This window comes from Brevibacillus sp. SAFN-007a (assembly GCF_051967035.1).
Classification (GTDB): Bacteria; Bacillota; Bacilli; order Brevibacillales; family Brevibacillaceae; genus Brevibacillus.
Window position 1 is genome coordinate 597,631 of record NZ_JBQCKK010000001.1, and the last position, 26,964, is coordinate 624,594.

General features: G+C 55.0%; 30 protein-coding genes. 29 read left to right on the forward strand and 1 reads right to left on the reverse strand.

Annotated features, from left to right (window positions below):
• Positions 1 to 39: 39 nt before the first annotated feature.
• The 24 genes from aroC (at position 40) to ACTHO6_RS03195 (ending at position 22,252) form a co-directional block, all read left to right on the forward strand.
• Entirely contained in the window at positions 40 to 1,203 is a 1,164-nt protein-coding gene (gene aroC / locus ACTHO6_RS03080) for a chorismate synthase (RefSeq protein WP_440239212.1), read from the forward strand.
• Positions 1,203 to 2,306, forward strand: a complete 1,104-nt coding sequence (aroB, locus tag ACTHO6_RS03085) for a 3-dehydroquinate synthase (protein WP_440239214.1) — start codon at positions 1,203 to 1,205, stop codon at positions 2,304 to 2,306. The genes aroC and aroB overlap by 1 nt, the downstream gene beginning before the upstream one ends.
• The gene (gene aroH, locus ACTHO6_RS03090; protein ID WP_440239216.1) at positions 2,306 to 2,683 is read left to right on the forward strand and encodes a chorismate mutase; all 378 of its coding nucleotides are present in this window, start codon (positions 2,306 to 2,308) and stop codon (positions 2,681 to 2,683) included. Before aroB ends, aroH begins: the two co-directional genes overlap by 1 nt.
• A 275-nt stretch (positions 2,684 to 2,958) precedes the next feature.
• Positions 2,959 to 4,473 (forward strand): anthranilate synthase component I, encoded by a 1,515-nt coding sequence (trpE, locus tag ACTHO6_RS03095; protein ID WP_440239218.1) that lies wholly within the window; start codon positions 2,959 to 2,961, stop codon positions 4,471 to 4,473.
• A complete protein-coding gene (trpD, locus tag ACTHO6_RS03100) occupies positions 4,467 to 5,492 on the forward strand; it encodes an anthranilate phosphoribosyltransferase (protein WP_440239220.1) in 1,026 nt (341 codons plus the stop codon). The genes trpE and trpD overlap by 7 nt, the downstream gene beginning before the upstream one ends.
• Positions 5,482 to 6,291, forward strand: coding sequence for an indole-3-glycerol phosphate synthase TrpC (gene trpC / locus ACTHO6_RS03105; RefSeq protein ID WP_440239222.1), 810 nt, complete (start codon positions 5,482 to 5,484; stop codon positions 6,289 to 6,291). Before trpD ends, trpC begins: the two co-directional genes overlap by 11 nt.
• A complete protein-coding gene (locus ACTHO6_RS03110) occupies positions 6,288 to 6,959 on the forward strand; it encodes a phosphoribosylanthranilate isomerase (RefSeq protein WP_440239224.1) in 672 nt (223 codons plus the stop codon). Before trpC ends, ACTHO6_RS03110 begins: the two co-directional genes overlap by 4 nt.
• Positions 6,919 to 8,151: a tryptophan synthase subunit beta gene (gene trpB, locus ACTHO6_RS03115; protein ID WP_440239227.1), complete on the forward strand. Its 1,233-nt coding sequence runs from the start codon at positions 6,919 to 6,921 to the stop codon at positions 8,149 to 8,151. Before ACTHO6_RS03110 ends, trpB begins: the two co-directional genes overlap by 41 nt.
• Entirely contained in the window at positions 8,151 to 8,969 is an 819-nt protein-coding gene (trpA, locus tag ACTHO6_RS03120; protein WP_440239422.1) for a tryptophan synthase subunit alpha, read from the forward strand. Before trpB ends, trpA begins: the two co-directional genes overlap by 1 nt.
• A gap of 29 nt (positions 8,970 to 8,998) precedes the next feature.
• Positions 8,999 to 10,093, forward strand: coding sequence for a histidinol-phosphate transaminase (gene hisC / locus ACTHO6_RS03125; RefSeq protein WP_440239229.1), 1,095 nt, complete (start codon positions 8,999 to 9,001; stop codon positions 10,091 to 10,093).
• Positions 10,094 to 10,161: 68 nt separating this feature from the next.
• Positions 10,162 to 11,265, forward strand: coding sequence for a prephenate dehydrogenase (locus ACTHO6_RS03130; RefSeq protein WP_440239231.1), 1,104 nt, complete (start codon positions 10,162 to 10,164; stop codon positions 11,263 to 11,265).
• An 82-nt stretch (positions 11,266 to 11,347) separates the two neighbouring features.
• Positions 11,348 to 12,631: a 3-phosphoshikimate 1-carboxyvinyltransferase gene (gene aroA / locus ACTHO6_RS03135; protein ID WP_440239233.1), complete on the forward strand. Its 1,284-nt coding sequence runs from the start codon at positions 11,348 to 11,350 to the stop codon at positions 12,629 to 12,631.
• 309 nt (positions 12,632 to 12,940) lie between these two features.
• Positions 12,941 to 14,062 (forward strand): amidohydrolase family protein, encoded by a 1,122-nt coding sequence (locus ACTHO6_RS03140; RefSeq protein WP_440239236.1) that lies wholly within the window; start codon positions 12,941 to 12,943, stop codon positions 14,060 to 14,062.
• A 145-nt stretch (positions 14,063 to 14,207) separates the two neighbouring features.
• Positions 14,208 to 14,798, forward strand: a complete 591-nt coding sequence (locus ACTHO6_RS03145; protein ID WP_440239238.1) for an RNA polymerase sigma factor — start codon at positions 14,208 to 14,210, stop codon at positions 14,796 to 14,798.
• Complete coding sequence (locus tag ACTHO6_RS03150) at positions 14,795 to 15,442, forward strand: zf-HC2 domain-containing protein (RefSeq protein WP_440239240.1); 648 nt, start codon at positions 14,795 to 14,797, stop codon at positions 15,440 to 15,442. Before ACTHO6_RS03145 ends, ACTHO6_RS03150 begins: the two co-directional genes overlap by 4 nt.
• 101 nt (positions 15,443 to 15,543) lie before the next feature.
• The gene (locus ACTHO6_RS03155) at positions 15,544 to 16,488 is read left to right on the forward strand and encodes a tetratricopeptide repeat protein (protein WP_440239242.1); all 945 of its coding nucleotides are present in this window, start codon (positions 15,544 to 15,546) and stop codon (positions 16,486 to 16,488) included.
• A gap of 128 nt (positions 16,489 to 16,616) precedes the next feature.
• Positions 16,617 to 17,735: a hypothetical protein gene (locus tag ACTHO6_RS03160; RefSeq protein WP_440239244.1), complete on the forward strand. Its 1,119-nt coding sequence runs from the start codon at positions 16,617 to 16,619 to the stop codon at positions 17,733 to 17,735.
• Positions 17,736 to 17,744: 9 nt separating this feature from the next.
• On the forward strand, positions 17,745 to 17,960 hold the full coding sequence (locus tag ACTHO6_RS03165) for an IDEAL domain-containing protein (protein ID WP_025843796.1): 216 nt from the start codon (positions 17,745 to 17,747) through the stop codon (positions 17,958 to 17,960).
• A gap of 88 nt (positions 17,961 to 18,048) precedes the next feature.
• Positions 18,049 to 18,474, forward strand: coding sequence for a DUF2487 family protein (locus ACTHO6_RS03170; protein ID WP_440239247.1), 426 nt, complete (start codon positions 18,049 to 18,051; stop codon positions 18,472 to 18,474).
• A gap of 222 nt (positions 18,475 to 18,696) precedes the next feature.
• Positions 18,697 to 19,215 carry a ubiquinol-cytochrome c reductase iron-sulfur subunit gene (locus ACTHO6_RS03175; RefSeq protein ID WP_440239249.1) on the forward strand — a complete coding sequence of 173 codons (519 nt, stop codon included), beginning with the start codon at positions 18,697 to 18,699 and terminating at the stop codon, positions 19,213 to 19,215.
• Between the two features lies 1 nt (position 19,216).
• The gene (gene qcrB / locus ACTHO6_RS03180) at positions 19,217 to 19,888 is read left to right on the forward strand and encodes a menaquinol-cytochrome c reductase cytochrome b subunit (RefSeq protein WP_005831250.1); all 672 of its coding nucleotides are present in this window, start codon (positions 19,217 to 19,219) and stop codon (positions 19,886 to 19,888) included.
• A gap of 29 nt (positions 19,889 to 19,917) precedes the next feature.
• Positions 19,918 to 20,712, forward strand: a complete 795-nt coding sequence (locus ACTHO6_RS03185; protein ID WP_440239252.1) for a c-type cytochrome — start codon at positions 19,918 to 19,920, stop codon at positions 20,710 to 20,712.
• Positions 20,713 to 20,787: 75 nt separating this feature from the next.
• Positions 20,788 to 21,387 (forward strand): DUF1405 domain-containing protein, encoded by a 600-nt coding sequence (locus tag ACTHO6_RS03190; RefSeq protein WP_440239255.1) that lies wholly within the window; start codon positions 20,788 to 20,790, stop codon positions 21,385 to 21,387.
• A gap of 49 nt (positions 21,388 to 21,436) precedes the next feature.
• Entirely contained in the window at positions 21,437 to 22,252 is an 816-nt protein-coding gene (locus ACTHO6_RS03195) for a sporulation protein YpjB (protein ID WP_440239258.1), read from the forward strand.
• Between the two features lie 101 nt (positions 22,253 to 22,353).
• Here ACTHO6_RS03195 and ACTHO6_RS03200 read toward each other — a convergent pair whose 3' ends face one another.
• Entirely contained in the window at positions 22,354 to 23,211 is an 858-nt protein-coding gene (locus ACTHO6_RS03200; RefSeq protein ID WP_440239260.1) for a YitT family protein, read from the reverse strand.
• 226 nt (positions 23,212 to 23,437) lie between these two features.
• On the opposite strand from ACTHO6_RS03200, the gene ACTHO6_RS03205 reads away from it, so the two are divergent.
• From ACTHO6_RS03205 to bshA, 5 genes are read left to right on the forward strand one after another with little or no spacing between them, the layout of a single operon-like run.
• Positions 23,438 to 23,785, forward strand: coding sequence for a nucleotide pyrophosphohydrolase (locus ACTHO6_RS03205; RefSeq protein WP_440239263.1), 348 nt, complete (start codon positions 23,438 to 23,440; stop codon positions 23,783 to 23,785).
• On the forward strand, positions 23,778 to 24,530 hold the full coding sequence (gene dapB, locus ACTHO6_RS03210) for a 4-hydroxy-tetrahydrodipicolinate reductase (RefSeq protein WP_440239265.1): 753 nt from the start codon (positions 23,778 to 23,780) through the stop codon (positions 24,528 to 24,530). Before ACTHO6_RS03205 ends, dapB begins: the two co-directional genes overlap by 8 nt.
• Before the next feature lie 50 nt (positions 24,531 to 24,580).
• Positions 24,581 to 24,991 carry a methylglyoxal synthase gene (locus ACTHO6_RS03215; RefSeq protein ID WP_440239267.1) on the forward strand — a complete coding sequence of 137 codons (411 nt, stop codon included), beginning with the start codon at positions 24,581 to 24,583 and terminating at the stop codon, positions 24,989 to 24,991.
• Entirely contained in the window at positions 24,988 to 25,683 is a 696-nt protein-coding gene (gene bshB1, locus ACTHO6_RS03220) for a bacillithiol biosynthesis deacetylase BshB1 (RefSeq protein WP_440239269.1), read from the forward strand. Before ACTHO6_RS03215 ends, bshB1 begins: the two co-directional genes overlap by 4 nt.
• A gap of 20 nt (positions 25,684 to 25,703) precedes the next feature.
• Complete coding sequence (gene bshA / locus ACTHO6_RS03225) at positions 25,704 to 26,819, forward strand: N-acetyl-alpha-D-glucosaminyl L-malate synthase BshA (RefSeq protein WP_440239271.1); 1,116 nt, start codon at positions 25,704 to 25,706, stop codon at positions 26,817 to 26,819.
• Positions 26,820 to 26,964 lie beyond the last annotated feature (145 nt).

Consider the following 26,964-nt stretch of genomic DNA (forward strand, 5'->3'; position numbering starts at 1 on the left):
GGGGATACGAGCTGCCTGGAGGATGGAGGAAGGAAAGAGATGCGTTACTTGACAGCAGGGGAATCTCACGGTCCGCAGCTTACGGCGATCATCGAGGGGGTTCCAAGCAACCTGCCGATTTCCGTTGAAGCAATCAATGAACAGCTGGCACGTCGCCAAAAAGGGCATGGGCGCGGCCGCAGAATGCAAATCGAAAAAGACCAGGTGAAGATTTTGTCCGGTGTGCGCCACGGGTATACGACGGGGGCACCGATTACGCTGGTCGTTGAAAATAAGGACTGGACCCACTGGCAAACGATCATGAGTGCCGAGCCGGTAGAAGAAGGCGCAGAGGAAAAACGCCGCGTTTCTCGTCCGCGCCCGGGCCACGCCGATCTGAACGGCGCCATCAAATATCATCAGCGCGATATGCGAAATATTCTGGAACGTTCCAGCGCCCGCGAAACGACAATCCGCGTGGCCGTAGGCGCTGTCGCTCGCCAATTGCTCGCGGCTTTTGGCATCCGAATCGGCGGACATGTTCTGCAAATCAATGAAGTGAAGGCGAAGCGCCAGGAGGTCAGCCTGGAAGAACTGATCGCCCGCACGGAAGAATCGCCTGTTCGTTGCCTGGACAAAGAAGCGGAGCCGCTGATGATGGCCGCGATCGATAAGGCCAAGGAAGACGGCGACTCCCTTGGCGGCGTGGTTGAAGTCATTGTGGAAGGCGTGCCGATCGGGCTGGGCAGCCATGTGCAATGGGATCGCAAGCTCGATGGACGGCTCGCGCAGGCAATCATGAGCATCCAGGCGTTCAAAGGGGTAGAAATCGGCATCGGGTTTGAGGCGGCAGGCTTGAAAGGCTCCCAGGTTCATGACGAGATCATTTGGAGCGAGGAGGGCGGCTACAGCCGCAAAACGAATCGCGCAGGCGGTTTGGAGGGCGGCATGACCACGGGGATGCCGGTTGTCGTGCGCGGTGTGATGAAGCCGATTCCGACACTCTACAAGCCGCTCATGAGCGTGGACATCGACTCCAAAGAGCCGTTTTCCGCCAGCATCGAGCGCTCCGACAGCTGCGCGGTTCCGGCTGCGAGCGTCGTAGCGGAAGCGGTAGTCGCATGGGAGATCGCGCAGGCGATGTGCGAAAAATTCCCGAGCGACTCGATGGACGACATGATGGAAAACGTGCGTGAATATCGCGCCTACACGGAGAAGTTCTAATGAGTACCCATAGACTGACAGTGGAGTTGGGAGAGCGTTCCTACCAGATCGTGATCGGTGATTCTCTCTTGCCGCAGGTACCGGACTTGCTGGCGGAGGCTGGGGTTGTTTCCACAAGCAAGCTCATGATTGTGACAGATGAGCATGTGGCGGCTCGCTATCTGGAGCCGCTGCGTGAAGCTCTTCGCGCTGCTGGATACAACGCGACCGCGAGCGTTGTGGCAGCGGGCGAGTCATCGAAAAGTCTGGCTGTCTACGAACGGCTGATGACCGACGCGATCCAGGCCGGATTGGACCGAAAGTCCGCGATTCTTGCCTTGGGCGGCGGCGTTGTGGGAGATCTGGCTGGCTTTGTGGCGGCTACGTTTATGCGCGGCATCGACTTTGTCCAGTTGCCGACGACGTTGCTCGCCCACGACAGCTCGGTCGGCGGGAAGGTGGCCATCAATCACCCGTTGGGGAAAAATCTGATTGGGGCTTTTCATCAGCCGCGCATCGTGATCTATGACACAAGCGTGCTGCACACCTTGCCCAAGCGTGAAGTGGCCGCAGGCTTTGCCGAGGTCATCAAGCACGCGCTTATCTCGGATGCCTCCTTCGTAGAGTGGCTGGAGGAGAACGCTGCACGTCTGTGGGAGCTGGATTCGGCCTGGGTAGGGAAAGCGATCGAACGAGGCTGCGCGGTCAAGGCTGCCATCGTCTCTGCCGACGAAACGGAGCAGGGGCAGCGGGCGCTGTTGAATCTGGGACATACATTCGGCCATGCGTTTGAGGCGCTGTCGGCCTACTCGACACTGAATCACGGCGAAGCCATTTCCATCGGGATGTGCCTCGCCGCCAAAGTAGCGGAGCGCCTCGGCATTGCGAAAAGCGGCGTGTACGCTCGCACGAAGCATGTGCTCAGTCTGTTCCATTTGCCTACAGCCTGGCCAAAGGGACTATTGCCGCAAGACGTACTCGAAGCGATGAAGCGGGATAAAAAGACGGTGGGCGGCAAGCTTGCACTCGTATTGCCGAGCGCAATCGGGCAGGCGGAGATTGTGAAAAACGTAGACGAACAGCTCATCCTGACAGTAATGAGTGAAGAAGCGGAGGCTTTGTAATGGGAATGCGAGGAATCAGAGGCGCGGTTACGGTTGAAGCCGATACGCGGGAAGAGATTGTCTTTTCCACCAAGTGGCTGCTGGAAGAAATGGTGACGCGCAATGAGGTGCATCCGGAAGAGATCGCGAGCATCATCATCACGACGACAGAGGACTTGCGTGCGACGTTTCCGGCCCAGGCGGCGCGTCTTTTGGAAGGGGAAGCCTGGCAGTATGTTCCCTTGATGTGCGCTCGCGAAATTCCTGTGCCAGGCAGCCTGCCTCTCTGTATTCGCGTCATGATGCACGTCAACACAGAGAAGTCGGCCAAAGACATTCACCATGTTTTTTTGCGCGATGCGGTAAAGCTTCGCCCGGATTTGACAAATCGCAGTTGACAAAACAGGGCGCTCTCTCTTACCATAAGTGAAACGAGAGCGCCTCGTTTTTAGATGAAGGGCCAATACCGGCTGAGTTGAGAATGAGTAGAGCAGAGTTGAGATGAGTTAGGTTGAGGAGAGAAGAGCAGGCTGGGTACATAGGTATCTACCCCATCCAGTTCTTTGACTGGGTTTTTTTGTATATGTTTTCTCCCCCTACCTCTCGCTCTAGGAAGCGGGCAGTGAAAAGGCGGTTTTCCCTTTTCGCTCCCCCTACAAAGGAGATGAGAGCCATGTTTTATCCTTCCCTTGCCGAGGTCAAGACCCTTTCGGCGTCCTATTCCCTGATTCCTGTGAGCCTGAAGCTGCTGGCTGACCAGGAGACACCCATCCGTTTGTATCAAAAGATTCGAACGAGCCATTCCTTTTTGCTGGAGAGCGTGGAAGGCGGCGCGCGCTGGGCCCGCTTTTCGTTCATCGGGATGAACCCCTTTCAAATCGTCGAAGCAAAAGGGGAAGACATCTCTGTCGTCTCGCGAAGCGGAGAGCGAACAACGGTGACAGGCAATCCCGTCCACTTTTTGCGGCGGGAGACTGATCGCTTCAAAAGTCCGAAGCTGCCCGGCTTTCCCCGATTGAGCGGCGGAGCCGTCGGTTTTTTTGGCTACAACACGTTGCGGTATTTTGAAAATTTGCCGGCGCACCGCAAGGAAGCCGTGCGAGTGCCAGATATGCGCTTCCTCTTCGTCGACGAGATGATCGCTTTCGATCACCTGAAGCAGGAAATTCAACTGATCGTGAACCTGCATGTAGAAGAAGGAGATTCCGCTGCTGACATTGACGAAAAATACAAGCAAGTCTGCGAAAGGCTGGAGCAGCTGGCAACGAAAGTAACCGCGCCGCTTTTGGTGGACAGCCGCATCCAGGTGGAGACGCATTCGCCCGCGCCGCTCAACGTCGAGTCGAACATGAGCCGCGAGCAGTACGAGCGGATGGTCGAGCAGGCAAAAGCGTACATCGCGGCGGGCGATATTTTTCAGGTGGTGCTCTCGCAGCGCTTTTCCGTCAAGACCGACGTCGATCCGTTTGCCGTGTACAGACTGCTGCGTACGCTGAATCCTTCGCCGTACATGTACTACCTCGAATACGAGGGCGAGACAGTCGTCGGTACGTCCCCTGAACTGCTCGTTCGGGTGGAGGAGGAAAAAGTCGAGATGCGCCCCATCGCGGGAACGCGGAAAAGAGGTGCGACGCCGCAGGAGGACGCGGCGCTGGCGGCAGACCTTTTGGCCGACCAGAAGGAACGGGCGGAGCATTACATGCTCCTCGACCTCGGCCGCAACGATGTCGGCAAGGTATCGGCTTATGGCAGCGTCCGCGTGGAAGAGGCGCTGGTGATCGAAAATTACTCGCATGTGATGCACATGGTGTCGCACGTGACGGGCAAGCTGCGCGAGGGGCTACACTCCTTTGACGCCCTGCTCAGCGCTTTTCCCGCCGGGACCGTCTCCGGCTCGCCCAAGCTGCGGGCCATGGAGATTATCGCCGAGCTGGAACCGGATGCCCGCCACTTGTACGCGGGAGCGATCGGCTACCTTTCCTTTGACGGTTCGCTCGACAGTTGCATCACGATCCGGACGTTGTTTTTCCAGGATGGGTACGCGCACGTGCAGGCAGGAGCAGGCATCGTAGCCGACTCGATTCCGGCCAACGAATACCAGGAGACTGTAAACAAGGCAGCTGCGATGATTGCGGCCTTGGAAAAGGCAGAACAGCTATTTGTGCGCAAGGAGGGATTGCCATGCTGACCCATGCATTGGAGCAAATTCTGCAAGGAAATGACCTGACGCGGACAGCCGCAGAGGAAGCGATGGGCGAAATCATGGACGGCAAGGCAACGCCCGCCCAGATCGGAGCCTTTTTGGCGAGTATGCGGCTCAAGGGAGAGCAGGTTGAGGAAATCATTGGGTTTGCGCAGGCGATGCGTGCCCGGGCCATGCGTTTCCCCATCGAGCTGCCGGGACTGGTCGATACGTGCGGCACAGGCGGGGACGGCAGCAACACGTTCAATATCTCTACCGCCAGCGCGATTGTGGCGGCGAGCGACGGAGTGCGAATCGCCAAGCACGGCAATCGGGCTGTGTCGAGCAAAAGCGGCAGTGCCGATGTGCTGGAAGCGCTGGGCGTTCCGGTCAATTTGTCGCCGGAGTCGGCTGCCGATTGTTTGCGCGCTACCAACCTGTGCTTTTTGTTCGCGCCGCTCTATCATCAGGCGATGAAGCATGCGGCAGGTCCGCGCAAGGAGCTGGCCGTGCGCACCGTGTTCAACCTGCTTGGCCCGCTGACCAATCCGGCCAACGCCAGCCGCCAGTTGATGGGCGTCTACGATGCGAAGCTGCTTTCGACGGTCGCAGCGGTCCTGCGCGAGCTGCACGTGGAGCGAGCGTTGGTCGTGGCTGGCTCTGACGGTCTGGATGAGCTGACCGTGACGGGACCAAGCCAGATCGCAGAGCTTCGCGACGGACAGATTCACACGTACGAGATCCATCCGGAACAATTCGGATTGCGCCGCCATGATAAAGAGGCGCTGCGCGGCGGAGACGCGAGCGAAAACGCGACCATCATTCGCGAGGTGTTCGCTGGCAAACGCGGGGCGGCACGCGACATCGTATTGCTGAACGCAGGGGCGATTCTGTACCTGGCGGATCGCGTCCGTTCGATGGAAGCAGGCGTGATTCGGGCAGCAGAGCTGATCGACGACGGCATCGTCATGCGCAAACTTGAGCACATTCGGCAGATTGCAGGAGGAATGATTCATGCTTCGTAAAATCGTGGAAAAGAAACGCGAGGAAATCGCTCGCCTGCAAAAAGAGACGAGTGTCGCGGCCTTGCTGCGGCAAGCCAAAGCCGAAGAGCCTCCCCGCGGCTTTCGCCGGGCGCTGGAACAGAGCGTGCGTCCAGTCAGCGTGATCGCGGAAGTGAAGAAGGCTTCGCCGTCCAAAGGGCTGATCCGCCCGGATTTTGACCCGATTGCGATTGCCCAGGCGTATCAGGCGGCGGAGGCAGAGTGCCTGTCCGTCCTAACCGACGAGTCGTTTTTCCAGGGCAGTCTCGCCTATTTGCAGGCGATCCGCCAAGTCGTAGACCGCCCGTTGCTGCGAAAAGATTTTCTCATCGAAGACATTCAGGTGGTGGAAGCGCGGGCAGCCGGGGCGGATTGCATCTTGCTCATCGCCGCGATCCTGACGCGCGAGCAGCTGCGGCACTTGTCCCAGACGGCAGAAGAACTGGGGATGGATGTCCTCGTCGAAGTCCATGACAGGCGGGAGTGCGAGCTCGTTTTCCGCGTGATCGAACCGAAGCTGCTCGGGATCAACAACCGCAATCTGCATACGTTTCAGACCGATCTTGCTGTGACGCACGAATTGCTCGCGGAGCTGCCTGCTTCTCTGACGGTGGTCAGCGAAAGCGGCATCGCTACTGCGACCGATGTGGAAAACGTCAGACGAGCGGGAGCGAGAGCGGTGTTGGTTGGCGAGCACTTCATGCGCCAGCAGGACGTGAAACAGGCGGTTCTCGATCTGGTGGGAAGAGCGGAAGGCGGCAAGGCAGGGGTGAGCGTATGACCCGGTTGAAAATTTGCGGGATCAAGCGCCCGGAGACGCTTGCGCTGCTAAAAGAACTGGACGTCGACTACGTCGGTCTGGTGTTTGCCCCAAGCAAGCGCAAGGTAGATGCGAAAACGGCAGGGAGACTGCTCGCTGCCGTTCCCGGTCACCCGCCGGCTGTCGGTGTGTTCGTCAATCCGACGATGGAGGAGCTGGCGGAAGTGCTCGAAGAAGCGCCGCTCTCTGTCATTCAGTTGCACGGCCAGGAGACGCCGGAATTTTGCCGGCAGGTTCGGGAGCGGTTTTCGGTGCCGGTATGGAAAGCACTGGCTGTTGGTGGCGAAGCCGATGCCTCCGCGTCGCTGGAAGCGTATCGAGGGATTGTGAGCGCGTTTTTGTTCGATACGTACGACCCGGCGCAAGCAGGCGGAACGGGGAAAAAGTTTTCGTGGGAGCAAATTCCGCTGCTACAGGCGAAGTGCAAGGACGCGATCTGCATGATCGCCGGCGGGATTCATGCCGAAAACGTAGCCGAGCTGATTGGCACGTACCAGGTCGAGCTGATCGACGTGTCCAGCGGAGTGGAGACGGATGGAGAGAAAGACGGAGAAAAGATCATCACACTGGTGGAGAGGGTGAAGGCGCATGCCAAGCAATACACAAACAACCGCGCGGGTCGTGCCTGACGAGAACGGCCGCTTCGGAGCGTTCGGCGGAAAATTCGTGCCGGAGACATTGATGAATGCGTTGTACGAGCTGGAGACTGCTTTTGAGGAAGCGCGCCGCGACCCGCAGTTCGTGGCCGAGCTGAACGAGCTGCTTAGCCAATACGCGGGTCGTCCTACGCCGCTGACGTATGCGGAACGGCTGACGGAAGCGCTCGGCGGGGCGCAAATCTACCTCAAGCGCGAAGACCTCAACCATACCGGGGCGCACAAGCTGAACAATGCGCTCGGGCAGGCGCTTTTGGCCAAGCGCATGGGCAAAAAAGCGATTATCGCGGAGACGGGAGCGGGGCAGCACGGCGTTGCCAGCGCGACGGTCGCCGCGAAGCTCGGGCTTTCCTGCAAAGTGTTCATGGGCGAGGAAGACATTCGCCGCCAGTCGCTGAACGTTTTTCGCATGAACCTGTTGGGAGCGGAAGTCATTCCGGCCGTGTCCGGCTCACGGACGCTGAAAGACGCGACCAACGAGGCGATTCGCCACTGGGTTTCGCACGTGGAAGAGACGTTTTACGTGATCGGCTCGGTCGTCGGCCCGCATCCGTATCCGTACATGGTGCGCGAGTTCCAGAAAATTATCGGGGAGGAGACGCGTAAGCAAATGTTGCAGCAGCTCGGCAAGCTGCCGGACGAGGTAGTCGCCTGCGTAGGCGGCGGCAGCAACGCGATCGGGATGTTTTACCCGTTCATTCAGGATGAGACGGTCGCGCTTCGCGGTGTGGAAGCGGCAGGAAAAGGCATCGAGACAGACAAGCATGCCGCGACCTTGACCCTTGGGCGGCCAGGCGTGATTCACGGCTCGCTCACCTACTTGCTCCAGGATGAGCACGGACAGGTGCAGGAGGCGCACTCGATCTCGGCGGGTCTGGACTACCCGGGCGTCGGCCCTGAGCATGCGTATTTAAAAGATACGGGCAGAGTGACGTACACGTCCGTAACCGATGAGGAGGCGCTCGCGGCCGTCGAGCTTTTGTGCCGCACGGAAGGGATTATTCCCGCATTGGAGAGCGCCCACGCGATTGCGGAGGTCATCAAGCGCGCTCCGCAAATGTCGCCGGACAAGATCATCGTCATTTGCCTGTCGGGCCGCGGAGACAAAGACGTGCTGACGATCCGGGAAGCGCTGGCGGAACGCACGGAAGGAGGAGAAGCATGATGACAACAGCAACCAACCGAATTGACCGTCTGTTTGCGGATCGCAGCCGCAAGCGTTTTATTCCGTTTGTAACGGTAGGCGATCCGACGGTGGAAGCGACGTTTCACCTCGTGACCGCGATGGTGGAGGCTGGGGCTGACGTGATCGAGCTGGGCGTCCCGTATTCCGATCCGCTGGCAGATGGTCCTACCATCCAGCGCGCTTCGCAGCGTGCGCTGCAACACGGCGTGTCGATTGCAGACGCCTTGCAGCTGGTGTCCCGTCTGCGAGAGTCGGGCGTAGAAGCGGGCATCGTCTTGTTTTCTTACTTCAATCCGGTGCTGCAATACGGAATCGAGCGCTTCTTCGCGGACCTGGCCGCGCATGGTGCGGATGGCGTCGTCATTCCGGACTTGCCGATTGAAGAAAACGGTCCTGCCGTGACTGCCGCGAAGCAAAACGATTTGCACGTCATTTCGCTCGTGGCGCCAACTTCCGCTGCGCGCATCCAGACAATCGGCGAGCAGGCGACCGGCTTTCTCTACTGCGTGTCCTCGCTCGGCGTAACGGGCGCGCGAGCAGACTTGCGTGATGACCTGGCGGCGTTTTTGCAGCGGGTAAAAGCAAGCACGACTGCGCCGACCGCTGTCGGATTCGGCATCTCCACGCCCGAGCAGGTGCGGGCAGTCGCGCCGCATGCAGATGGCGTGATCGTGGGCAGCGCGATTGTCCAGCAGATTGAGCAGCACGAGGAGCAACTGCGCGATCCGGCTCACATGCCAGTTGCTGTTGAAAAAATAAAAACGTTTGTACAACAGTTGGCGAGTGCGCTACAATAATGGGAAAAATGTGACTGGAGTGAACGTGGATGCAACCGAAGCAACGCATACTCAATGCCCCGGTATATCAGCCAGGGAAGCCCATTGAAGACGTCAAACGGGAGTTTGGTTTGACAGAAGTAATCAAGCTGGCGTCCAACGAGAATCCTTACGGCTGCTCGCCCAAGGCGAAGGCGGCCATTGCGGAGCAGCTGGACCATCTCGCTCTTTACCCGGACGGCGCAAGCCTCAACCTGCGCTGGGATTTGGCCGATTTCCTCGGCGTGAAGCCTAGTCAACTGATTTTCGGAAACGGTTCTGACGAAATTTTGCTGATGATCTCCCGGGCGTTTTTGAGTGAAGGCACGAATACGGTCATGGCGACCCCTACCTTTTCCCAATATCGCTCCAATGCGATCATCGAAGGGGCAGAGCTGATCGAGGTTCCGCTCAAAAATGGCGTTCACGATCTGGAAGCGATGGCAGCGGCCATCAACGAACAGACGAAAGTGGTCTGGGTGTGTAACCCGAACAACCCGTCCGGTACCATCGTGACGGCGGCAGAGCTGGAAGCGTTCCTGAAAAAAGTGCCGAGCAGCGTTCTCGTTGTGTTGGATGAAGCTTATTACGAGTATGTGGTTGATCCGGAATACCCGCAAACCGTTCCTCTGCTTGAGCAGTATCCGAATCTGGCTATTTTGCGGACGTTCTCCAAAATTTACGGGCTGGCAACGCTCAGAATCGGCTACGGCATCGCCTCCGAAGAGCTGGTGTCTGCGCTGGAGCACGTGCGCGAGCCGTTCAACACGGGAGCGCTCGGTCAAGTGGCGGCACGCGCAGCCCTGCACGACCAGGAGTTCGTCGCCGCATGCCGCGAGCGCAACCGCGAAGGGCTGAAGCAATTGACGGACGCTTTTGACGAATGGGGACTTTCTTACTTCCCTTCGCAGACCAACTTTATTTTGGTGGACCTGAAAAGGGATTCGGATGAAGTGTTCAAAAAATTGTTGACGCACGGCATCATCGTGCGCTCGGGGAATGCACTCGGCTTCCCTGGCTATCAGCGGATTACCGTAGGCACAAAAGAACAGAATGAAAAGGTTTTGTCTGTGTTGAAAGAAATGGTGACGGGCGCATTGAAATAACGGACAAAAGATGCCGGGCGTGCACCGGCATCTTTGTTTACGCAAACGAGGAAGGACAGGAAGTGGAGATGAAAAAAATCACCATCGCCGTAATCGGAGTCGGATTGATCGGCGGTTCGATCGCTTTGTCGATGCGACGGGACCCGAATATCCGGGTCGTCGGTTACGACGTACGTCAAGAACCTTTGGATAAAGCATTGACTCTCGGCGTCATCCATGCCGGGACAACGGATTTGCAGACAGCCGTCCGGGAAGCGAATGTCATTTTTCTCGCTTCGCCCGTGGAGCAGATCGTGGCCACCTTGCACCTGCTAAAAGACATGGATTTGCAGCCGGACGTCATCGTGACAGACGTGGGCAGCACGAAATCCGGCATCGTGAGACAAGCCGTCGAGGTCATTCCGGAGAACGTGACGTTTATCGGCGGACATCCGATGGCAGGCTCGCACAAGTCAGGCGTCGAGGCGGCCTCGGACAGGCTCATGGAAAACGCCTACTACGTATTGACTCCCGCACCAGGCACTCCTCCTGAAAAAGTGGAGCGCTTGAGCGAATTGCTGACGCTGACACGAGCAAAAATCGTGCAAATGGACGCCGACACCCACGATCAGGTAGTGGGCGCTGTCAGTCACTTCCCGCATGTGCTGGCATCCGCGCTGGTCAATCTGATCGCCGGATACGACGAGGAAAACGCTTGGCACGCACGCCTGGCCGCAGGCGGATTTCGCGACATCACCCGGATTGCGTCCAGCAACCCCCGGATGTGGCGGGATGTGCTCTTGCAAAACCGCGAGCCGATTTTAAAAATCGCCAAAGACTGGACAAAGGCACTGGAGGATGTCATCGAGCTTGTCGAAGCGGGCGATCCGGAAGGGATTGAACGGTTCTTCCAAACCGCTCGTGATTTCCGCGACGGTTTGCCCGAGCGCAAAACCGGGGCTTTGCCGCCTTTGAACGATCTGTACATCGACATTCCCGACCATCCGGGGGAGATTGGCCGCATCACGACGCTTTTGGGGGCAAAGCAGATCAACATCACCAACCTGCAAATCAGGGAGACGCGTGAAGACATATACGGAGCGTTGCGAATCACCTTCCATACCCCGGAGGAAATGGAAAAAGGGGAGGAACTGCTGCGCTTTTTCGATTACCATGTATACAGGCGTGCCTAGGGATTTTCGTGCCAACACACTTTACAACGAAGACGCTTCACAGCATGACTAATTGCTGAAGTGAAAAAAGGGGAGTGGAACTGTGCTTCGAGTTCGTCAAGCCAAAAAAATAACAGGGACCGTGCGTGTTCCCGGAGATAAATCCATTTCGCACCGCGCTGTCATGTTCGGTGCGCTGGCAGAAGGGGTCACGACGATTGAAGGGTTCTTGCCCGGGGCCGACTGCCTGAGCACCATCCGTTGCTTCCGCCGACTGGGCATCGAGATTGAGCAGCAAGGCGACAAGGTAACTGTTCACGGGAAAGGCTGGTACGGTCTGCAGGAGCCTTCCCAGCATCTCGACGTCGGCAACTCCGGGACGACGATTCGGCTGATGGCCGGAATTATGGCGACACAGCCGTTTCATGTGGTGCTGGAAGGCGATGAATCAATCGCCAAGCGCCCGATGCGGCGTGTAGTCGGACCGCTTCGCCAGATGGGCGCGAAGATCGACGGCAGAAAAGACGGGGAGTTTACGCCGCTTTCCATTCGTGGCGGCAAGTTGGAGGCAATCGCCTACCAGTCTCCGGTAGCGAGCGCACAGGTCAAGTCGGCGATTTTGCTGGCGGGCTTGCAGGCAAACGGCGTGACCAGCGTCACGGAGCCGCATTTGTCTCGCGACCATACGGAGCGTATGCTGCAAGCATTTGGCGTCTCTGTCGTCCGCGACGGTCTGACCGTGTCTGTGGAAGGCGGGCAAAAGCTGACAGGACGGGCTATCTCCGTACCAGGCGACATTTCTTCGGCGGCGTTTTTGATCGCAGCGGTCATGGTTGTTCCCGGCAGCTCGCTGTTGATCGAAAATGTCGGAATCAACCCGAGCCGCACAGGAATCATCGACGTGGTCAAAGCGATGGGCGGAAGCCTGGAGCTACTCAATGAGCGCGTTGTGAACGAAGAGCCGGTTGCCGATCTCTTCGTGACCCATTCCCAGCTGCACGGGATTGAGATTGCCGGCGACATCATTCCGCGGCTGATTGACGAGATTCCGGTGATCGCTGTCATGGCGACGCAGGCAAAGGGCAAGACAGTGATTCGCGATGCGGAGGAGCTGAAGGTAAAGGAAACCGACCGCATCGCTACCGTCGTAAGCCAGCTGTCCAAGTTCGGCGCGCGCGTCACGCCGACGGAGGACGGGATGATAATCGAAGGCGAGACTCCGCTGACAGGGGCCGTCATCGACAGCATGGGCGACCACCGCATCGGGATGGCGATGGCGATTGCCGGATTGGCGGCAACAGGGGAGACGGGAATCGAAAACGAGGAAGCGATTGACGTCTCGTTCCCGGGATTTCACGAACTGCTTGCGCTCATCAGCCAGCAGTAGAGAAGAGAGAAAGGAGCCTGCCCTCGCGAAGAGGCAGGCTCTTTTTGCCTGCTTGCCAACCGGCCGGAACCACGGGAGGGGGGTGTCGGCTTTTAGCAAAAATGATTTGACAAGCGCTTACATTCCGTTTATTATAAAACTACAGTATGGTTTCTCTCCACTCCTATCCAATATGATAAAAGCACGCGTGTGCTACCGCCGTTTGAATGCGCTTACAATCAACGGCGGTCTTTTTTTGTGTTTTTTTACCGATCCTGCGCATAAGCTCGTACAAATAGCTGTTCGACGAAGAGGCAGGAGGGGACAAGCGTGCCGGAGCAAGGAATGGTCATTCGAGGGGGAGCCGTAGTCACAGCGCACGAAATCAAAGAGGCAGATATTTGGATCTCAGACGGAAAAATTGTTCGCATCGCCAAGGATACCTTGCCCAAAGCGACCGGGACGACTGTTTTTGAAGAGGTAGACGCGTCCGGCATGTATCTTTTGCCTGGTTTTATTGCAATGCCAACGCCATCGCTCTATAAAAGAAAAGAGGGACAGACATACATAGAAGTCATGCGCGAATGGGTCAGGAGCGGCTGTACGAGCTTTGTTGACGTGTTGCAGCTCGAACCGTGGATGAGCAGGCCGCAGCTGGAATACCAGCAAACCAGGCACTTCAACAGTCCGCTCGACTACGCGTGGCACCTGGGGATGGAGGCAGCCCAGCTGGAGGGGAGAACGGTAGCGCGGTACAGGGAGCTCGGCTTCTCTTCTTTTCACGTCACCATTCGAAGCCCTGAAGAAATTTCTTCAATCCAGTGGGAAACGCTTTGGCAGCTTTCTGCGTCTAAACAAACGATTGTACATTTGCACATTCAAAATGATGCTTCCGTAAAACAAGAACAGCGTGATCTCATTCGGCAGCTTTGGCTGGACGCTACGAAGTACTGGAAGGTGCGTACCGTCATTGCTGATTCGTCAGCGGCCTTTGCATCCAGAGAATTCGATCCGTTTTTGCACATTTTCCGTTTGCCCGCTGAAACAACCGACCGGGCTGTCCGATATATGTATCAGAGGTTCTATGACAGCTGTCCGGTCGCTTCCCCCCTGCAGGAGGTTCGCATCGACTGTCGCAGGAGATGGTGTCCGCCGGAAATGCTGCTCTGTCTGCTCGTCAGGCTCGCTTCGACAAATATAGCCAAAGCGATCGGGCTTTACCCCCAAAAAGGGAGCTTGACACCGGGAGCAGACGCTGATATTGTCTTCCTGAAAAAGGAAAACTGGTTGACAAAGTATGATCTTTCCACTATTCTCAATTTTAGCGAAACGCATCTTCCAACATCTGTTATGTCGAACGGTAAATGGATGTATCGAAATGCGCAGTTTCACCTTTCAATCGGGATGGGCAGGCGAATTTTCGACACAAAGCCCAACGTCTATGTCATTTAACCCCAGAATTGGGGGTTTTTTCGTGAAGGATTCCCGCAGGAAGACGAGAAAAGAATCGTAAGGTCGCGCAACTTTTTACATCCCCAGCAGTCTAATATAGCAAAGGCCGCTGAGGGATCGGAATCGCAAGGAGGTAATCCTGATCATGACCGATTCCCAGCTTATCCGGGAGATTAAAGAAGGTAATCTGGAATGCTATGCTGAACTGATTCGTCGTTATGAAAAAAAGATCCTCTCATTTGTCACTCATCTTTTGCGCCAAGCCCATTTGGAGCATATCGCTGAGGACATCTGTCAGGAGACGTTTTACAAGGCGTATAAGAGCATTCATTCTTTCCGAGATGTAGAAGCAACCTTCTCTACCTGGCTCTATACGATTGCCCGCAACTCCGTACTCAGCGAATTGCGCAAAAGCCGCAACTCCGACGTGTATCTGGACGATACGCTGCAAGTGCCGACGGCTTCTCCCAAGACCTTGCCCGAGCAGGTGTTGTTGCGCAACGAACGGGAGAGCATGGTCAGACTGGCGATCAACAACCTGCCGGAAAAACAGCGCTCTGCTTTGATTCTGCGCGAGTACGAACAAATGGATTACACAGAGATCGCCACGATCCTCGATTTGACCGTCAGCTCCGTGAAATCCTTGCTGTTTCGGGCACGCCAAAGTATAAAAGGCCAGCTGGAAACCTACATCCTGGACCCTCAATTGGATGAAGCTGAAGGGATGAATCGATGATGAAATGTGAAGAAGTGCAGGAAATTCTGCCTGACTACGCCGAAAATCTGTTGCCCGAGGTGACGCAGCGCCGCGTTGACCATCATATGGCTTCTTGTTATGCCTGCCGTTCCGACTATGAGATTTGGTCGGACAGCGGAGAGTGGATGAAGATGGACAAGGAAGAGTATCATTCGGTGACACCTTCCCGTTCCATTGTAGATGCGGTCATGGCGCGGATCTTGTCTGAGGAGCAGTGGGCGATCCCGATTGGCAGAAAAATTTTCAGCGTAACAGCCAGAATGCGACGCATGGGAGCGAGTGTAGCCGTACTTTTGCTGCTGTTGTTCACGTTTACCCTCTATGTGAATACAAGCTCGACAGAGGCCAATGCCCTCGTCATTGACGGGGAAGTGATGGCGATGAATACGCCAAAGACACAGGTCATCTCCTCTTCCATGCAAACAGACGATGGTACATACGTTGTAGAGGCACAGCCGTTTTCTTCCCAGCCCAACGCGCTTGCGAGTGCGACGGCTTCGATCGTGCCGCTGGATGGAAAGCCGACTACAGCGGATGCAGCCAAGCCGAACTACTTGATCGTGCTTAGTGTCTTTGGGATTTTGATTACTGTGTTGACAATGAGCTGGCTTACTCGTGCATAATGGTATAAGATCAAAAGGAATGAAAAGACCGTCCTAGGACGGTCTTTTGTGGCTATTCATCCAGAATACGGCCGAAGCAAAATACATATGAGGTGAACACCATGCCAAAAAAATGGCTGTATGTCATAGACGAGGCAGTGAAGCGGATTGAAAACGACGAGGTGGAGCTTGGCTTGACGGCCTTGCAAAAAGTCCAGGAGCACGGGAGAGATCTCCCGGAAGTCATGATGTATCTGGCCGAAGTCTGGTACAGGCTGGGGCATTTGGAAGTAGCGAGCCAGTTGTTGTCGGAGGTGCTGGAGAAAAATCCGGGCATGTCGCCTTCCTTGCGCAGAGAGTGCCAGCTTTTGCTCGCGGAGATTGCCCTTGATTCCGGCGACTTTGAAACCGCGCAGCATTTGCTCTATGAGTGCAAGGAATCAGGCTATGAGAGCATTCAGCTCGACCTGTTGCTCGCCGATTTGTACGCGTTGCAGGATTTGGATGAGGTGGCTGTGAAATACCTGGAGCAGGCAAGGCAGAAAGAGCCGGACAATCAGGACATTTTGGCAGCTCTCGGCAATCTGTACTTTCGCATCGGCGAAGACGACGTAGCGCTGAAGCTTTTGGAACAGGCAGGGCATGAGAGCCTGGACCTGCTGTTGACCAAAGGGCGCTCGCTGGCGCAAAGCGGCCAGTTTGAGCAGGCGTACCAGGTGTTCCGCCAGGCGCTGGTACTCGACCGCTCGCCGGAAGTATTGTATGGAGCGGCTTTGATGGGATTCCATGTGGGACGTCTGGATGAAGCGATGGAGCTGGTGAACACGCTACAGGCGATTGACGAGGAATACGTCGCCGCGTACCCGTTGGCCGCCGACATTTCCCTGTCGCTCGGCAAAACGGAGCAGGCAATCGATGCGCTGAAGCAATATGTGTCGCTGTCCGGCTTCGACCTCGACCAGATTCGCCGCCTGATCGCGCTCCTGACGCAGGCAGGACGATATGACGAGGCCAAAGAATACCAGCAGCTGCACGACCAGTGGGACCCCGAAACAGACGAAGAGTAAGGCGAAAACGCATGTTTGCAAAAAAAATCGACGAACAGGAAGTCACTCATGTGGCTTCCTGTTTATTTTTCCGCTTATTGGTAAGAATGAGGGATACAAGAAAGCCATCGCAAAGAAGGGATGCACAGATGAACTTGGCTGAGATTTTGGTGTATACCGATATCCGGCAGCTCCATCAGATTGCCAACCACTACGGATGCGAATGCAACCCTCATTCCAAAAACGAGCTGATTACCTCACTCTTGTCCAGTCTGCGCCATCGGTTGACGATCTCCCAGGAAGTAGCCCAACTGTCATCGGCAGAAACGCATTTTTTACTGCAGTTGCTTCTGGACAAACGAACCGTCCTGTCGCTGGAAGATTTGCTGGCCAAAGCCGGAGTCGCTCTGGACAGCGCGAAAGAAAAGAAACAGGAAGAAGCAAGAAAGTTCGTGGCGGCCGCCATGAGAAGAGGATGGATTTTCCCGGCGAAAAGCAAGACGGTTGGGCAGTATCAGATTCCGCTGGACATCCGCGAGCCGTACATACAAGCCTGGCTGGATCAATGGCGCGAAGAAAACGCGCTGGTTGTTCCGGGACCGGAAGCGTACAGGGATGAAGGAACGGCCCTTTGCGACGATATCATGCAATTTTTACAATTCCTTCAGCAGGAGCCTGTTCCGCTCACGGCCGAAGGGGGCATGTACAAACGGCATCAGCAGCAGTTGTTTCAATTTTTGTCTGTGAAGGAAGAACCGCTTTTGCCGCAAAAATGGCGCTTTGGCTACGGGCTTCACTTCGATGTGTACCCGGATCGCTTCTCGTTGCTCTATGATTTCTGCTACTACCACAAATGGATTGAGGAAGCGGAAGGAAGAGTAGCGATTACGGAAGCGGGCCGCGAGCGGCTGGAGCAGCCGTACACCGATCAGCTCTACCACGATGTGATCCGTTTTTGGATGAGATTGTACAAGCGGGCGATCCCCAATTTGCCGATGCTCGTCCAGCTGATTCCGCTGCTTGCCGCAGGCGGCTGGGTTCGGCAAGAATCGCTGATGAACACGCTGCTTGCGTGGATCAAGGAGTTTTACTACGATGCACCCGCAGATATTTTGGTCAATCGCGTCTGCAAGATGATGGTGCATCTCGGATTGCTTCGAGTCGGCCAAGACGAGCAGGAACAGTGGTTGTACACGGCCACCTATGCGAGCCAGACTTGGCTTCGAAAATACAACGGCTTTACGGAAACGACTATTTTATTGAAGTGAGGGATGGGTATGGAGTGGCCGAATTTCTATTCCAACGCGTACGGAACGAACAATCAAATGGTATCCGGATTGCTTTCCGAGATGGTAATCGACGAGCAAATGCGTCAATACCGCAAGCGGACGCTTTATCAGGAAATTGATGAGGCGCTGGCGACGAAAAACAAGGAGCTGTTTATCCGTTTGACCGACGAACTGAAGGAAATCATGGCCTACGAAAAGGCCTGACCCCTACTAGGAAGCGATATTGCGAGTCTCCGCGGATTCATGGTACGCTTGTTTCCGTAAATCTGCACGAAGAAGAGGAGACGACTCTATGCAATGGAATGTGAACGAGTTGGAAAATTGGGAGGAGCTGCGGCCTTATGTGGACACCGCGCTGCTCCCTCTTTATTTGTACAGGGACGGGATCGAGGTCAAAGACCATGCGCTGCGCATGCACTACCTGCTGAATGTGGCAGCGGGCATCGAACAGCGCCTGAAGGGGAGGATTCTGCTGTTTCCGCTCAGCTATCGGTTTGCGGCAGCAGAGCAGGAACAAAAGACGCCACCGGGCTTCGCCTTTTCGATCGGTCTGCACTTTGCGGGGGACAAAATCCGGTTTGACGATCAGGGAGAGGCATGTACGCTCCTGCTTCCGGTCGGGGAAGAAGATTTGGATTCGTCTGTGCGTTTTGAGGTGACGATCGATGTGTTTACCAAAGAAATTATTCGTTTGTGGCAGCAAAAGAGTGCGCAATAGAGAAAGCGTTTTCCGGTCATACTACAGGAAAATGGGAGGTACAAGCAGCAAATTTTGACAAAATGGCAACAATCTATCCGCAGGCGGTGGTTGGGTTTCGTCATGTCCACTGGACATTCTTGACATCTTTATAGGCGTTAGCTATGATTGGGATTGACCTAGTGTATATGTATGAAAACGCCATCGTAGCGCTATTTTACAGGATAAGGAGGGAAAAAAGAGATGGGAGACAAACGCGAAATTTCCAGACGTACATTTTTGAACTACGCACTCATGGGAACTGGCGGGTTCCTCGCTGCGGGAATGATCACCCCGATGATTCGTTTTGCGGTGGATCCCTTGCTGCAAGGACATGCAGGTGGAGATAAAGTGGCTGTTGGTTCGCCGGACGAGTTCGGTCCTGTACCAAAGCGCGTTGAATTTAAGGTCCATACCAAGGACGGTTGGTATGAATCCGAATCTACATTGTCTGCATGGGTAACCAGAAACGAAAAGGGTGAAATCCTTGCTCTGTCCCCGATCTGTAAGCACTTGGGATGCACGGTTGACTGGAACACCAGTCCAGAGCATCCAGATCAGTACTTCTGTCCATGTCACCTGGGCCGTTATACCATTAACGGCGAGCACATTCTGGGGACACCACCAACGGCATCTCTTGATGAGTATGAAACAGAAGTGAAGGACGGCAAGCTGTATTTGGGTAAGATAAAGGCAAATCCTCGTCCGGGGGTGAACGGCTGATATGTTGCAAAAAATGTATGATTGGGTCGATGAGCGCCTGAATATCACTCCGATGTGGCGTGACTTGGCCGACCATGAAGTACCTGAGCACGTGAACCCGGCACACCACTTCTCTGCTTTCGTTTACTGCTTTGGGGGCCTAACGTTCTTTATTACCGTTATTCAAATTTTGTCTGGGATGTTTTTGACGATGTATTACGTGCCAGACATTATCAACGCATATGAGTCTGTCAAATACCTGCAGAACGAAGTGGCGTTCGGGGTAATCGTACGCGGTATGCATCACTGGGGCGCGAGCCTGGTCATCGTGATGATGTTCTTACATACGTTGCGCGTGTTCTTTACAGGTGCGTACAAAAAACCTCGCGAGCTGAACTGGGTAGTGGGCATGCTGATTTTCTTCGTCATGTTGGGACTGGGCTTCACAGGCTACCTTCTGCCATGGGACAACACCGCATACTTTGCGACAAAGGTAGGTCTGGAGATTGCCAACTCCGTTCCCATCATCGGTCCTTACGCGAAAATGCTGCTCACCGGTGGAGACATCGTCGGTGCGCAAACGCTTTCCCGCTTCTTCGCGATCCACGTGTTCTTCCTGCCTGGCGCATTGCTCGGCCTTTTGGGAGCGCACTTTGTGATGATTCGTTCGCAAGGGATCTCGGGTCCACTATAATCGGTCTTCGATAAAAAGGAGGAAATAGCATGGCAAAACAAGACAAAGATGCTACCTTCGTCGGAGATTCCCGAGTATCGGCGAAGCGTATCCCTAACATTTCTCCATCCTACTCCGATTTTCCGGGAAAAACAGAGCCGTTCTGGCCGAACTTTCTGCTGAAAGAGTGGATGGTGGCAGCTGTTTGCTTGGTTGGCTTCCTCGTGCTGACGGTTTCCCACCCGTCGCCGCTGACTGACAAGGCAAACCCGAATGATACGTCATTCGTTCCCTTGCCAGACTGGTACTTCCTGTTTCTGTACCAAATGCTGAAATACCCGTGGGCTGCAGGCGACTGGGTAGTCTTTGGTACCATCGTTGTACCAGGTGTCGCATTTGGTGCTTTGATGCTTGCTCCTTGGCTGGATACAAGCAAAGAGCGTCGTCCTTCCAAACGCCCGGTAGCGACCGGTTTGATGATGACCGCTCTTGTAGGGATTTTCTACCTGACGTGGGCTGCGGATCACGAGCACTCCCTCAAACATCCGTCCGGCAAAGATGCTGGCGGTGCTGGTTCCGGCTCCAGCGCAGCGGCTCCTGCACCTGCTGATTCCAGCTTTACGGCAGATGCGGTTTGGAAAGCGCAAACAAGCTGCATGGGGTGCCACGGCAAAAACATGGAGGGCGGCATGGGACCCAATCTCCAAAAGATCGGTGAAAAATACGATGCAACGCAGATTGCCGACATCATCAAAAACGGGAAACCACCTGCAATGCCAGGCGGCTTAATCAAGGATGATGCGGAAATCGCCAAGCTGGCTGAATACATGGCAACCTTGAAATAAGCTAATAGGGAAAAAGCTGGCTGACGATGCGGTCAGCTTTTTCTTTAGCGGCGTACACAGCGGGAGACGATAAACATGATCTGGATATGGGAGTGGTTTACACATTCTTTGGGGAAAAGATGGTTTCTATGGACGCTGTTTATCGTAAACCTGCTGGGAACTATATACGGATTCATCTGGTATAAAAACCAACTGGCAGAGACGCCAGCGTACTTGACTCCTTTTGTTCCAGACAGCCCGACAGGTAGTGGACTATTTACGCTGGTACTCCTTACCTACTTGTTGGGTCGCCATATCCCGGTACTAGAAGCCTTGGCAGGCATCACGAATTTCAAGTACGGTGTATGGGCCGTCTGCATCATCTTGGCGGGTTGGATGATGGGGAATGAAGTGCGTTGGACAGATGTGATGTTGATCTTTTCCCATGCAGGCATGGCGGTTGAATCGGTTTTGTATGCACGCTTTTACAAATTAAGCATCCTGCCGGTAGGGATCGCTGCCTTGTGGACACTGAACAACGATTTTTTGGATTACGTCATGGACATTCATCCGTGGTTGCCGAGTGTGCTTGATCCATACGAAGGCTTTGTAGGATTGTTTACCGTACTTCTCAGCCTGATTTCCATATCCGTCATCTGGCTGGTAAACGCAAAGCACACGATAAACAAGGTCTAATCTTGTCCTCCTTTCCATAGGCTGTACTAGGGGAAGGAGGTTTTTTTCGTTGAAGAAAAACATCCGCTTTTTATTGTTTTTTCTCGCGATCGGGCTGTTTTTGTCGTGGCCGATCCACAGCCTGTACTCGAAGCTGAACCAGCCGATCGAGGAGCAGCAGCTAGTGGCGCTGGATCAGATCGCGAATGAATTTTTGACCTACGCCAAAAAAGGCGACCTCGAAGGAGCGCAGCAGCGAATTCTCCAGTTGGCCGAGAAGTTTCCCAACCAGCATTTGACCTATCCGATTCGGATTGAAAGTCTGAACGCCGTTACCCAATCGATTCTGGCGGCCAAAAAAAGCTTTGCCGCCACGAACGTCAGCGAGCAACAACTGTTGTGGCACGCTACGCAGGTTCGGGTGGCAATTGACGCGCTGACGCACGAGCATCAGCCGATGTGGCGCAGTTATTATCCCTCCCTTGTGACCCAGGTGCAAAATTTGCAGCAATCGGCTGTGGAGCGCAATTACAGCCAGTTTCGCGAACAGTTTGACGAGAACTACCGCCTGTTTTTGGCGATCAAGCCGGGAATGAGCATTCAACTGCCGGAGGAGCAGCTTGCTTCTATTTCTGCGGCGTACGACGTCATTGCCAAAGAGCTGCGAAACGCGCAAATGGATTGGCAGCTTGTCAGAGAAGCATTGCGCGATTTGAACGGCTCGATCCAGACGGCGTTTGTCGGCGAAGAGAAAAATACCTTTGGCTACTTGATGATGCGGCCTGATTCGCCTCTGACGATTCTGCTTTCCATTTCCATCGCCCTGGTCGTTGCCTTGGCGTACGTGGCTTGGAAAAAATACCAGGGAGAGATTCGCTCTGCCTGAAAGCCCGAAGTACCAACGAAAAAACCTTGCCCGTATTCGGCAAGGTTTTTTCGTATAGCTTTCGGATGGCGCCAGCCTGATGGCTGTCGTCCCCTTTACTCTTACTCATGCAAAGGCTTTTTGTTTTCATCGAGGGTGAAGCCTTCGCCGAGCACCTCATGAACATCGTTGACGATGACGAACGCATGCGGGTCAATCTCCTGCACGATCGTTTTGAAGCGCATCACTTCGTTGCGGCCGACGACGACGTAGATGACTTTCTTTTCTTCGCCAGAGTACGCTCCTCTACCGGCAAGGAGGGTAACCCCGCGGCCCAGATCGAGAATTTGCCGGGAGATTTCTTCCGCGTGGTTGGAAATGATCGTCAACGCTTTGCCGGCATAGGCGCCGTCCTGGAGAAAGTCAATGACGCGCGCCGCAATGAAGACGACGACGAGCGTATACATGGCGCTTTCCAGATTCAGATAGACGAGCGAGGCGCCGATGACGAGGATGTCGCCAAAAAACAAGGTTCGTCCCATGCTTACGCCCATGTACTTTTGCAGCAATCGGGCGATGATGTCCACGCCGCCAGTCGTTCCGCCATAGCGGAAGATTACTCCCAGGCCGACTCCGACCGCTACGCCAGCGTACAAGGATGCGAGCAGACGATCCTGCATCACGAGCGGCAATACGCCGTCAAACAACGAAAGGAAGACAGAGAGCGAGACGGTCCCGAGAATCGTATAAAAAAAGGCAGTCCGGCCGAGAATTTTCCAGCCTAAAATGAACAGCGGCACGTTCAAGGCAAAGAATACGATCCCTTGGTCCACGGCGGGAAACAACAGCTTGATTAAGATGCTGATTCCGGTGATGCCGCCCTCGGCAAGATGGTTGGGGATATTGAAGGCATTGATGCCGAATCCCATAATGGCAGAACCGATAATGATAGCGATGATGCTTTTCCAACGTATGTTCATAGTGTCCTCCTGTTTTGCCGGAGCGAAAACGACGTGTTTACGTCCGACATGGTGTGCAGCAGCACGGCGAAATCGTCATGATCGGGGGCCATACGAAAGCCATTATAAAGGAACGATGATTTGATTGTCCATATGTTGGAAGATCGCGTATTGAGATTTGGCAAACGCAGCCTTTTTGTGTACGATAGGAAAAAGAGAACAGGATGAAACCAAAAGGAGTGGGCGAATGGAACGGCAAAAAACGATGCAGGACATGCAGCAGGAAGTGGACCGATACATATCGCAATTTAAAGAAGGATATTTTTCGCCGCTGTCCATGCTGGCTCGCATGACGGAAGAAGTCGGGGAGCTGGCACGGGAAATCAATCATTATTACGGCGAAAAGCCCAAGAAGAAGGACGAAGCCGAGAAAACCGTCGAAGAAGAACTGGGAGACGTGCTCTTCATCGTGATCTGCTTCGCGAACTCGCTGGGCATCGACTTGCAAGAAGCATTTGATCGTATTATGCACAAATTCAACACACGCGATAAAGATCGCTGGACAAGAATTGAGGAGAACAAGCAGAATGGATAAACAGATTCGCGTAGCGGTTGCAGGCGCAAATGGCCGCATGGGCCAGGAAGTGGTGAAAATGCTGGCGCAGGATGCGCAGTTGATCTACACCGGGCATTTGGATACCCGTCTCGCCACCGCAGAAATCACCAGACAGATGGAAGAGATGAAGCCGGATGTGCTCGTCGATTTTACGACACCGCACAGCGTCTACCAAAACATGGAGCTGTGTCTGGCTCATGGGGTGCGGCCAGTAGTGGGGACTACAGGGTTGACGCCGGAACAATTGGAAGAAATGACCGAGCGCTACAAAGAGGCGGGGCTTGGCGCCATCATCGCGCCGAACTTTGCGATTGGCGCGATTTTGTGCATGAAATTTTCGGCGATGGCAGCCAAGTACATGCCGCATGTGGAAATCATCGAGCTGCACCATGATCGCAAGCTGGATGCGCCGAGCGGTACAGCCTTGAAGACGGCAGAAATGATCGCCGCGGTGCGTCGGGAGATGAAGCAGGGGCACCCGGAAGAAGCGGAGACGATTCCCGGCGCACGGGGAGCAGAGTACGAGGGCTTCCGCATCCACAGTGTGCGATTGCCGGGTATGGTCGCCCATCAGGAAGTGTTGTTCGGTTCGACCGGGCAAACCTTGTCCATTCGCCACGACTCGATCAGCCGCGAATCGTTTATGCCAGGAGTCAACTTGGCGATTAAGGCGGTCATGAGTTTGGATCGATTGATCTACGGTTTGGAACATTTAATTGATTAAACGTTTGATTAAAAAAGCGATTTCTATCGAGACATAAGGGAGAGTTTCTCGTGAAAATAGCATTGATTGCCCATGATCGAATGAAGGAAGAGATTGTCCAGTTGGCCATGGCCTACGAATCCATTCTGGCGCAGCATGAGCTGTACGCGACAGGAACGACGGGCGGAAGAATCATGGATGCCACTTCGCTGAAACTCACCAGATTTTTGTCCGGTCCCTTGGGCGGCGATCAGCAGATCGGGGCGATGATTGCGCGCAACGAGATGGACTTGATTATTTTCCTGCGCGATCCGCTTACCCCGCAGCCGCACGAACCGGATATTATCGCGCTTCTGCGCCTGTGTGATGTGCACAAAATACCGTTTGCCACCAATCTCGGCTCAGCGGAGATCATGCTCAAGGCGCTGGAGCGGGGAGAGCTGGCTTGGCGCGACGTGCTGCACGAGGAGAGCGAAGCATGAGTACACTCGACATTTTGGCGATTGGCGCCCATCCCGATGACGTGGAGATTGGGGCGGCAGGTAGCCTGCTTTTGGCGGCAGCTTCCGGTAAACGGGTGGGCATTCTCGATCTGACCTACGCCGAGCTGTCGTCCAACGGCACGGTGGAACGCAGACAAGAGGAAGCGGCTGCGGCCGACAAACTGCTCGGGGTCGCGGCACGCTACAATTTCGGACTGCCTGACCGCGGGCTGGAGGCTGTGAGAGAGGAAGCCATCGCGCGCGTAGCGGAGCTGATTCGGAAGACGCGTCCGCGCACGGTACTCGCCCCGTATTTTTCTGATCGGCATCCCGATCACGAGAGCGTAAGCCGCATCGCGCGCGAGGCCATCTTCAACGCGGGCATCCGCAGGTACATGCCCGATCCGGAGTTGGCGGCGTATCGCCCTGCTCAATTTCTGTACTATTTTATTAATACAACGGCAACACCGCAGGTCGTGGTGGATATCACGGCGGTTTTTTCGCAAAAAATGGAAGTTCTCCGTTGCTACCGCAGCCAGTTCGAGCTGGAAGAGGGCAGCGTGCCAACACCGCTCACCAATGGATACCTTGAATCCGTCGAGTATCGCGAGCGGATGTTTGGGCAGCAGGCAGGCGTCCGTTATGCCGAAGGATTTGTCGGCGCCGCGCCGTATGTATTGACCAGCTTGTGAGAAGGAGTGACCCCTACGAAATGAAGATCGGGATAACATGCTATCCATCGCTGGGAGGTTCCGGGGTGGTGGCGACGGAATTGGGCAAGCTGCTGGCGGAGCGGGGGCATCAGGTGCATTTTATTACGGGCGGGATGCCTTTTCGCCTGGGCGCTTTCCACCCGAATATTTTTTACCATGAAGTCGAAGTGAATCATTACGATGTGTTCAAATATCCTCCCTACGACTTGACGCTGGCCAACCGGATGGCGCAGGTGGCCAAAACGGAAAAACTGGACTTATTACATGTGCATTATGCCGTGCCGCATGCGCTGTGCGCTTTTTTGGCCAAGCAGATGGTCGGAGATCATTTGAAGATCGTGACTACCCTGCATGGGACAGACATTACCGTTCTGGGCTACGACTCGAATTTAAGCGACATGATTCGCTTCGGAATCGAGCGCAGCGACCTGGTGACGGCTGTCTCCAACGATTTGATTACACAGACAAAAGAGCTGCTGAACGTCGAAAAGGAAATCGTTCCTGTGTACAATTTCGTCGACAAGCGCCGCTACTATCCTAAAGAAGTCGAGCAACTGAAAAAGGTGTTCGCGCCGAACGGAGAAAAAATCCTCATGCACATCTCCAACTTCCGCCCGGTCAAGCGGGTTCCTGATGTCATTGACATCTTCGCGCGGGTGAAGGAGGCGATGCCTGCCCGTTTGATCCTGATTGGCGAAGGGCCGGAAATGGGCGTAGTCCGCAAGCAGATTGCCGAGCAAAATCTGACCGACGACGTTTATTTTCTCGGCAAGCAGGAAGACGTCGCAGAGGTTTTGTCCATGGCGGACCTGATGCTGTTGCCGTCGGAGAAGGAAAGCTTCGGACTCGTCGCGCTGGAAGCAATGGCTTGCGGCGTGCCGGTTGTGGCGACTGTTGCTGGCGGGATCCCCGAAGTAGTGGTCGACGGCGTCACTGGCTTTTTGCGCCCGATCGGGGATGTCGAGGGCATGGCGCAGGCAGCGATTCGCCTGTTGCAAAACGACGAGCTGTATCGTGAATGTTCCGCGAACAGCATCGAGCGTTCCTGCAAAACGTTCTGCCACGAGACGATTGCCTCCCGCTACGAGGCGCTGTATGCGCAATTGCTCGGGTAGAGCCTGGGAAGACGCAGACGAAACGGTTACGGACGGGACAGATTGCTTTTCGCCAGCTGGTGCAGCTTGGATACCAAAATAAAGAGCCCATACAAAAATCTCATGTGTATCGCCTCCATATGGAATCAGGTGGACCATGCGAGAA

Bases quoted from the DNA above. Each gene is read 5' to 3' on its own strand.
- aroC (WP_440239212.1), top strand. From the start codon at position 40: ATGCGTTACTTGACAGCAGGGGAATCTCACGGTCCGCAGCTTACGGCG.
- aroB (WP_440239214.1), top strand. From the start codon at position 1,203: ATGAGTACCCATAGACTGACAGTGGAGTTGGGAGAGCGTTCCTACCAG.
- aroH (WP_440239216.1), top strand. From the start codon at position 2,306: ATGGGAATGCGAGGAATCAGAGGCGCGGTTACGGTTGAAGCCGATACG.
- trpE (WP_440239218.1), top strand. From the start codon at position 2,959: ATGTTTTATCCTTCCCTTGCCGAGGTCAAGACCCTTTCGGCGTCCTAT.
- trpD (WP_440239220.1), top strand. From the start codon at position 4,467: ATGCTGACCCATGCATTGGAGCAAATTCTGCAAGGAAATGACCTGACG.
- trpC (WP_440239222.1), top strand. From the start codon at position 5,482: ATGCTTCGTAAAATCGTGGAAAAGAAACGCGAGGAAATCGCTCGCCTG.
- ACTHO6_RS03110 (WP_440239224.1), top strand. From the start codon at position 6,288: ATGACCCGGTTGAAAATTTGCGGGATCAAGCGCCCGGAGACGCTTGCG.
- trpB (WP_440239227.1), top strand. From the start codon at position 6,919: ATGCCAAGCAATACACAAACAACCGCGCGGGTCGTGCCTGACGAGAAC.
- trpA (WP_440239422.1), top strand. From the start codon at position 8,151: ATGACAACAGCAACCAACCGAATTGACCGTCTGTTTGCGGATCGCAGC.
- hisC (WP_440239229.1), top strand. From the start codon at position 8,999: ATGCAACCGAAGCAACGCATACTCAATGCCCCGGTATATCAGCCAGGG.
- ACTHO6_RS03130 (WP_440239231.1), top strand. From the start codon at position 10,162: ATGAAAAAAATCACCATCGCCGTAATCGGAGTCGGATTGATCGGCGGT.
- ACTHO6_RS03145 (WP_440239238.1), top strand. From the start codon at position 14,208: ATGACCGATTCCCAGCTTATCCGGGAGATTAAAGAAGGTAATCTGGAA.
- ACTHO6_RS03150 (WP_440239240.1), top strand. From the start codon at position 14,795: ATGATGAAATGTGAAGAAGTGCAGGAAATTCTGCCTGACTACGCCGAA.
- ACTHO6_RS03155 (WP_440239242.1), top strand. From the start codon at position 15,544: ATGCCAAAAAAATGGCTGTATGTCATAGACGAGGCAGTGAAGCGGATT.
- ACTHO6_RS03160 (WP_440239244.1), top strand. From the start codon at position 16,617: ATGAACTTGGCTGAGATTTTGGTGTATACCGATATCCGGCAGCTCCAT.
- ACTHO6_RS03165 (WP_025843796.1), top strand. From the start codon at position 17,745: ATGGAGTGGCCGAATTTCTATTCCAACGCGTACGGAACGAACAATCAA.
- ACTHO6_RS03170 (WP_440239247.1), top strand. From the start codon at position 18,049: ATGCAATGGAATGTGAACGAGTTGGAAAATTGGGAGGAGCTGCGGCCT.
- ACTHO6_RS03175 (WP_440239249.1), top strand. From the start codon at position 18,697: ATGGGAGACAAACGCGAAATTTCCAGACGTACATTTTTGAACTACGCA.
- qcrB (WP_005831250.1), top strand. From the start codon at position 19,217: ATGTTGCAAAAAATGTATGATTGGGTCGATGAGCGCCTGAATATCACT.
- ACTHO6_RS03185 (WP_440239252.1), top strand. From the start codon at position 19,918: ATGGCAAAACAAGACAAAGATGCTACCTTCGTCGGAGATTCCCGAGTA.
- ACTHO6_RS03190 (WP_440239255.1), top strand. From the start codon at position 20,788: ATGATCTGGATATGGGAGTGGTTTACACATTCTTTGGGGAAAAGATGG.
- ACTHO6_RS03200 (WP_440239260.1), bottom strand. From the start codon at position 23,211: ATGAACATACGTTGGAAAAGCATCATCGCTATCATTATCGGTTCTGCC.
- ACTHO6_RS03205 (WP_440239263.1), top strand. From the start codon at position 23,438: ATGGAACGGCAAAAAACGATGCAGGACATGCAGCAGGAAGTGGACCGA.
- dapB (WP_440239265.1), top strand. From the start codon at position 23,778: ATGGATAAACAGATTCGCGTAGCGGTTGCAGGCGCAAATGGCCGCATG.
- bshB1 (WP_440239269.1), top strand. From the start codon at position 24,988: ATGAGTACACTCGACATTTTGGCGATTGGCGCCCATCCCGATGACGTG.
- bshA (WP_440239271.1), top strand. From the start codon at position 25,704: ATGAAGATCGGGATAACATGCTATCCATCGCTGGGAGGTTCCGGGGTG.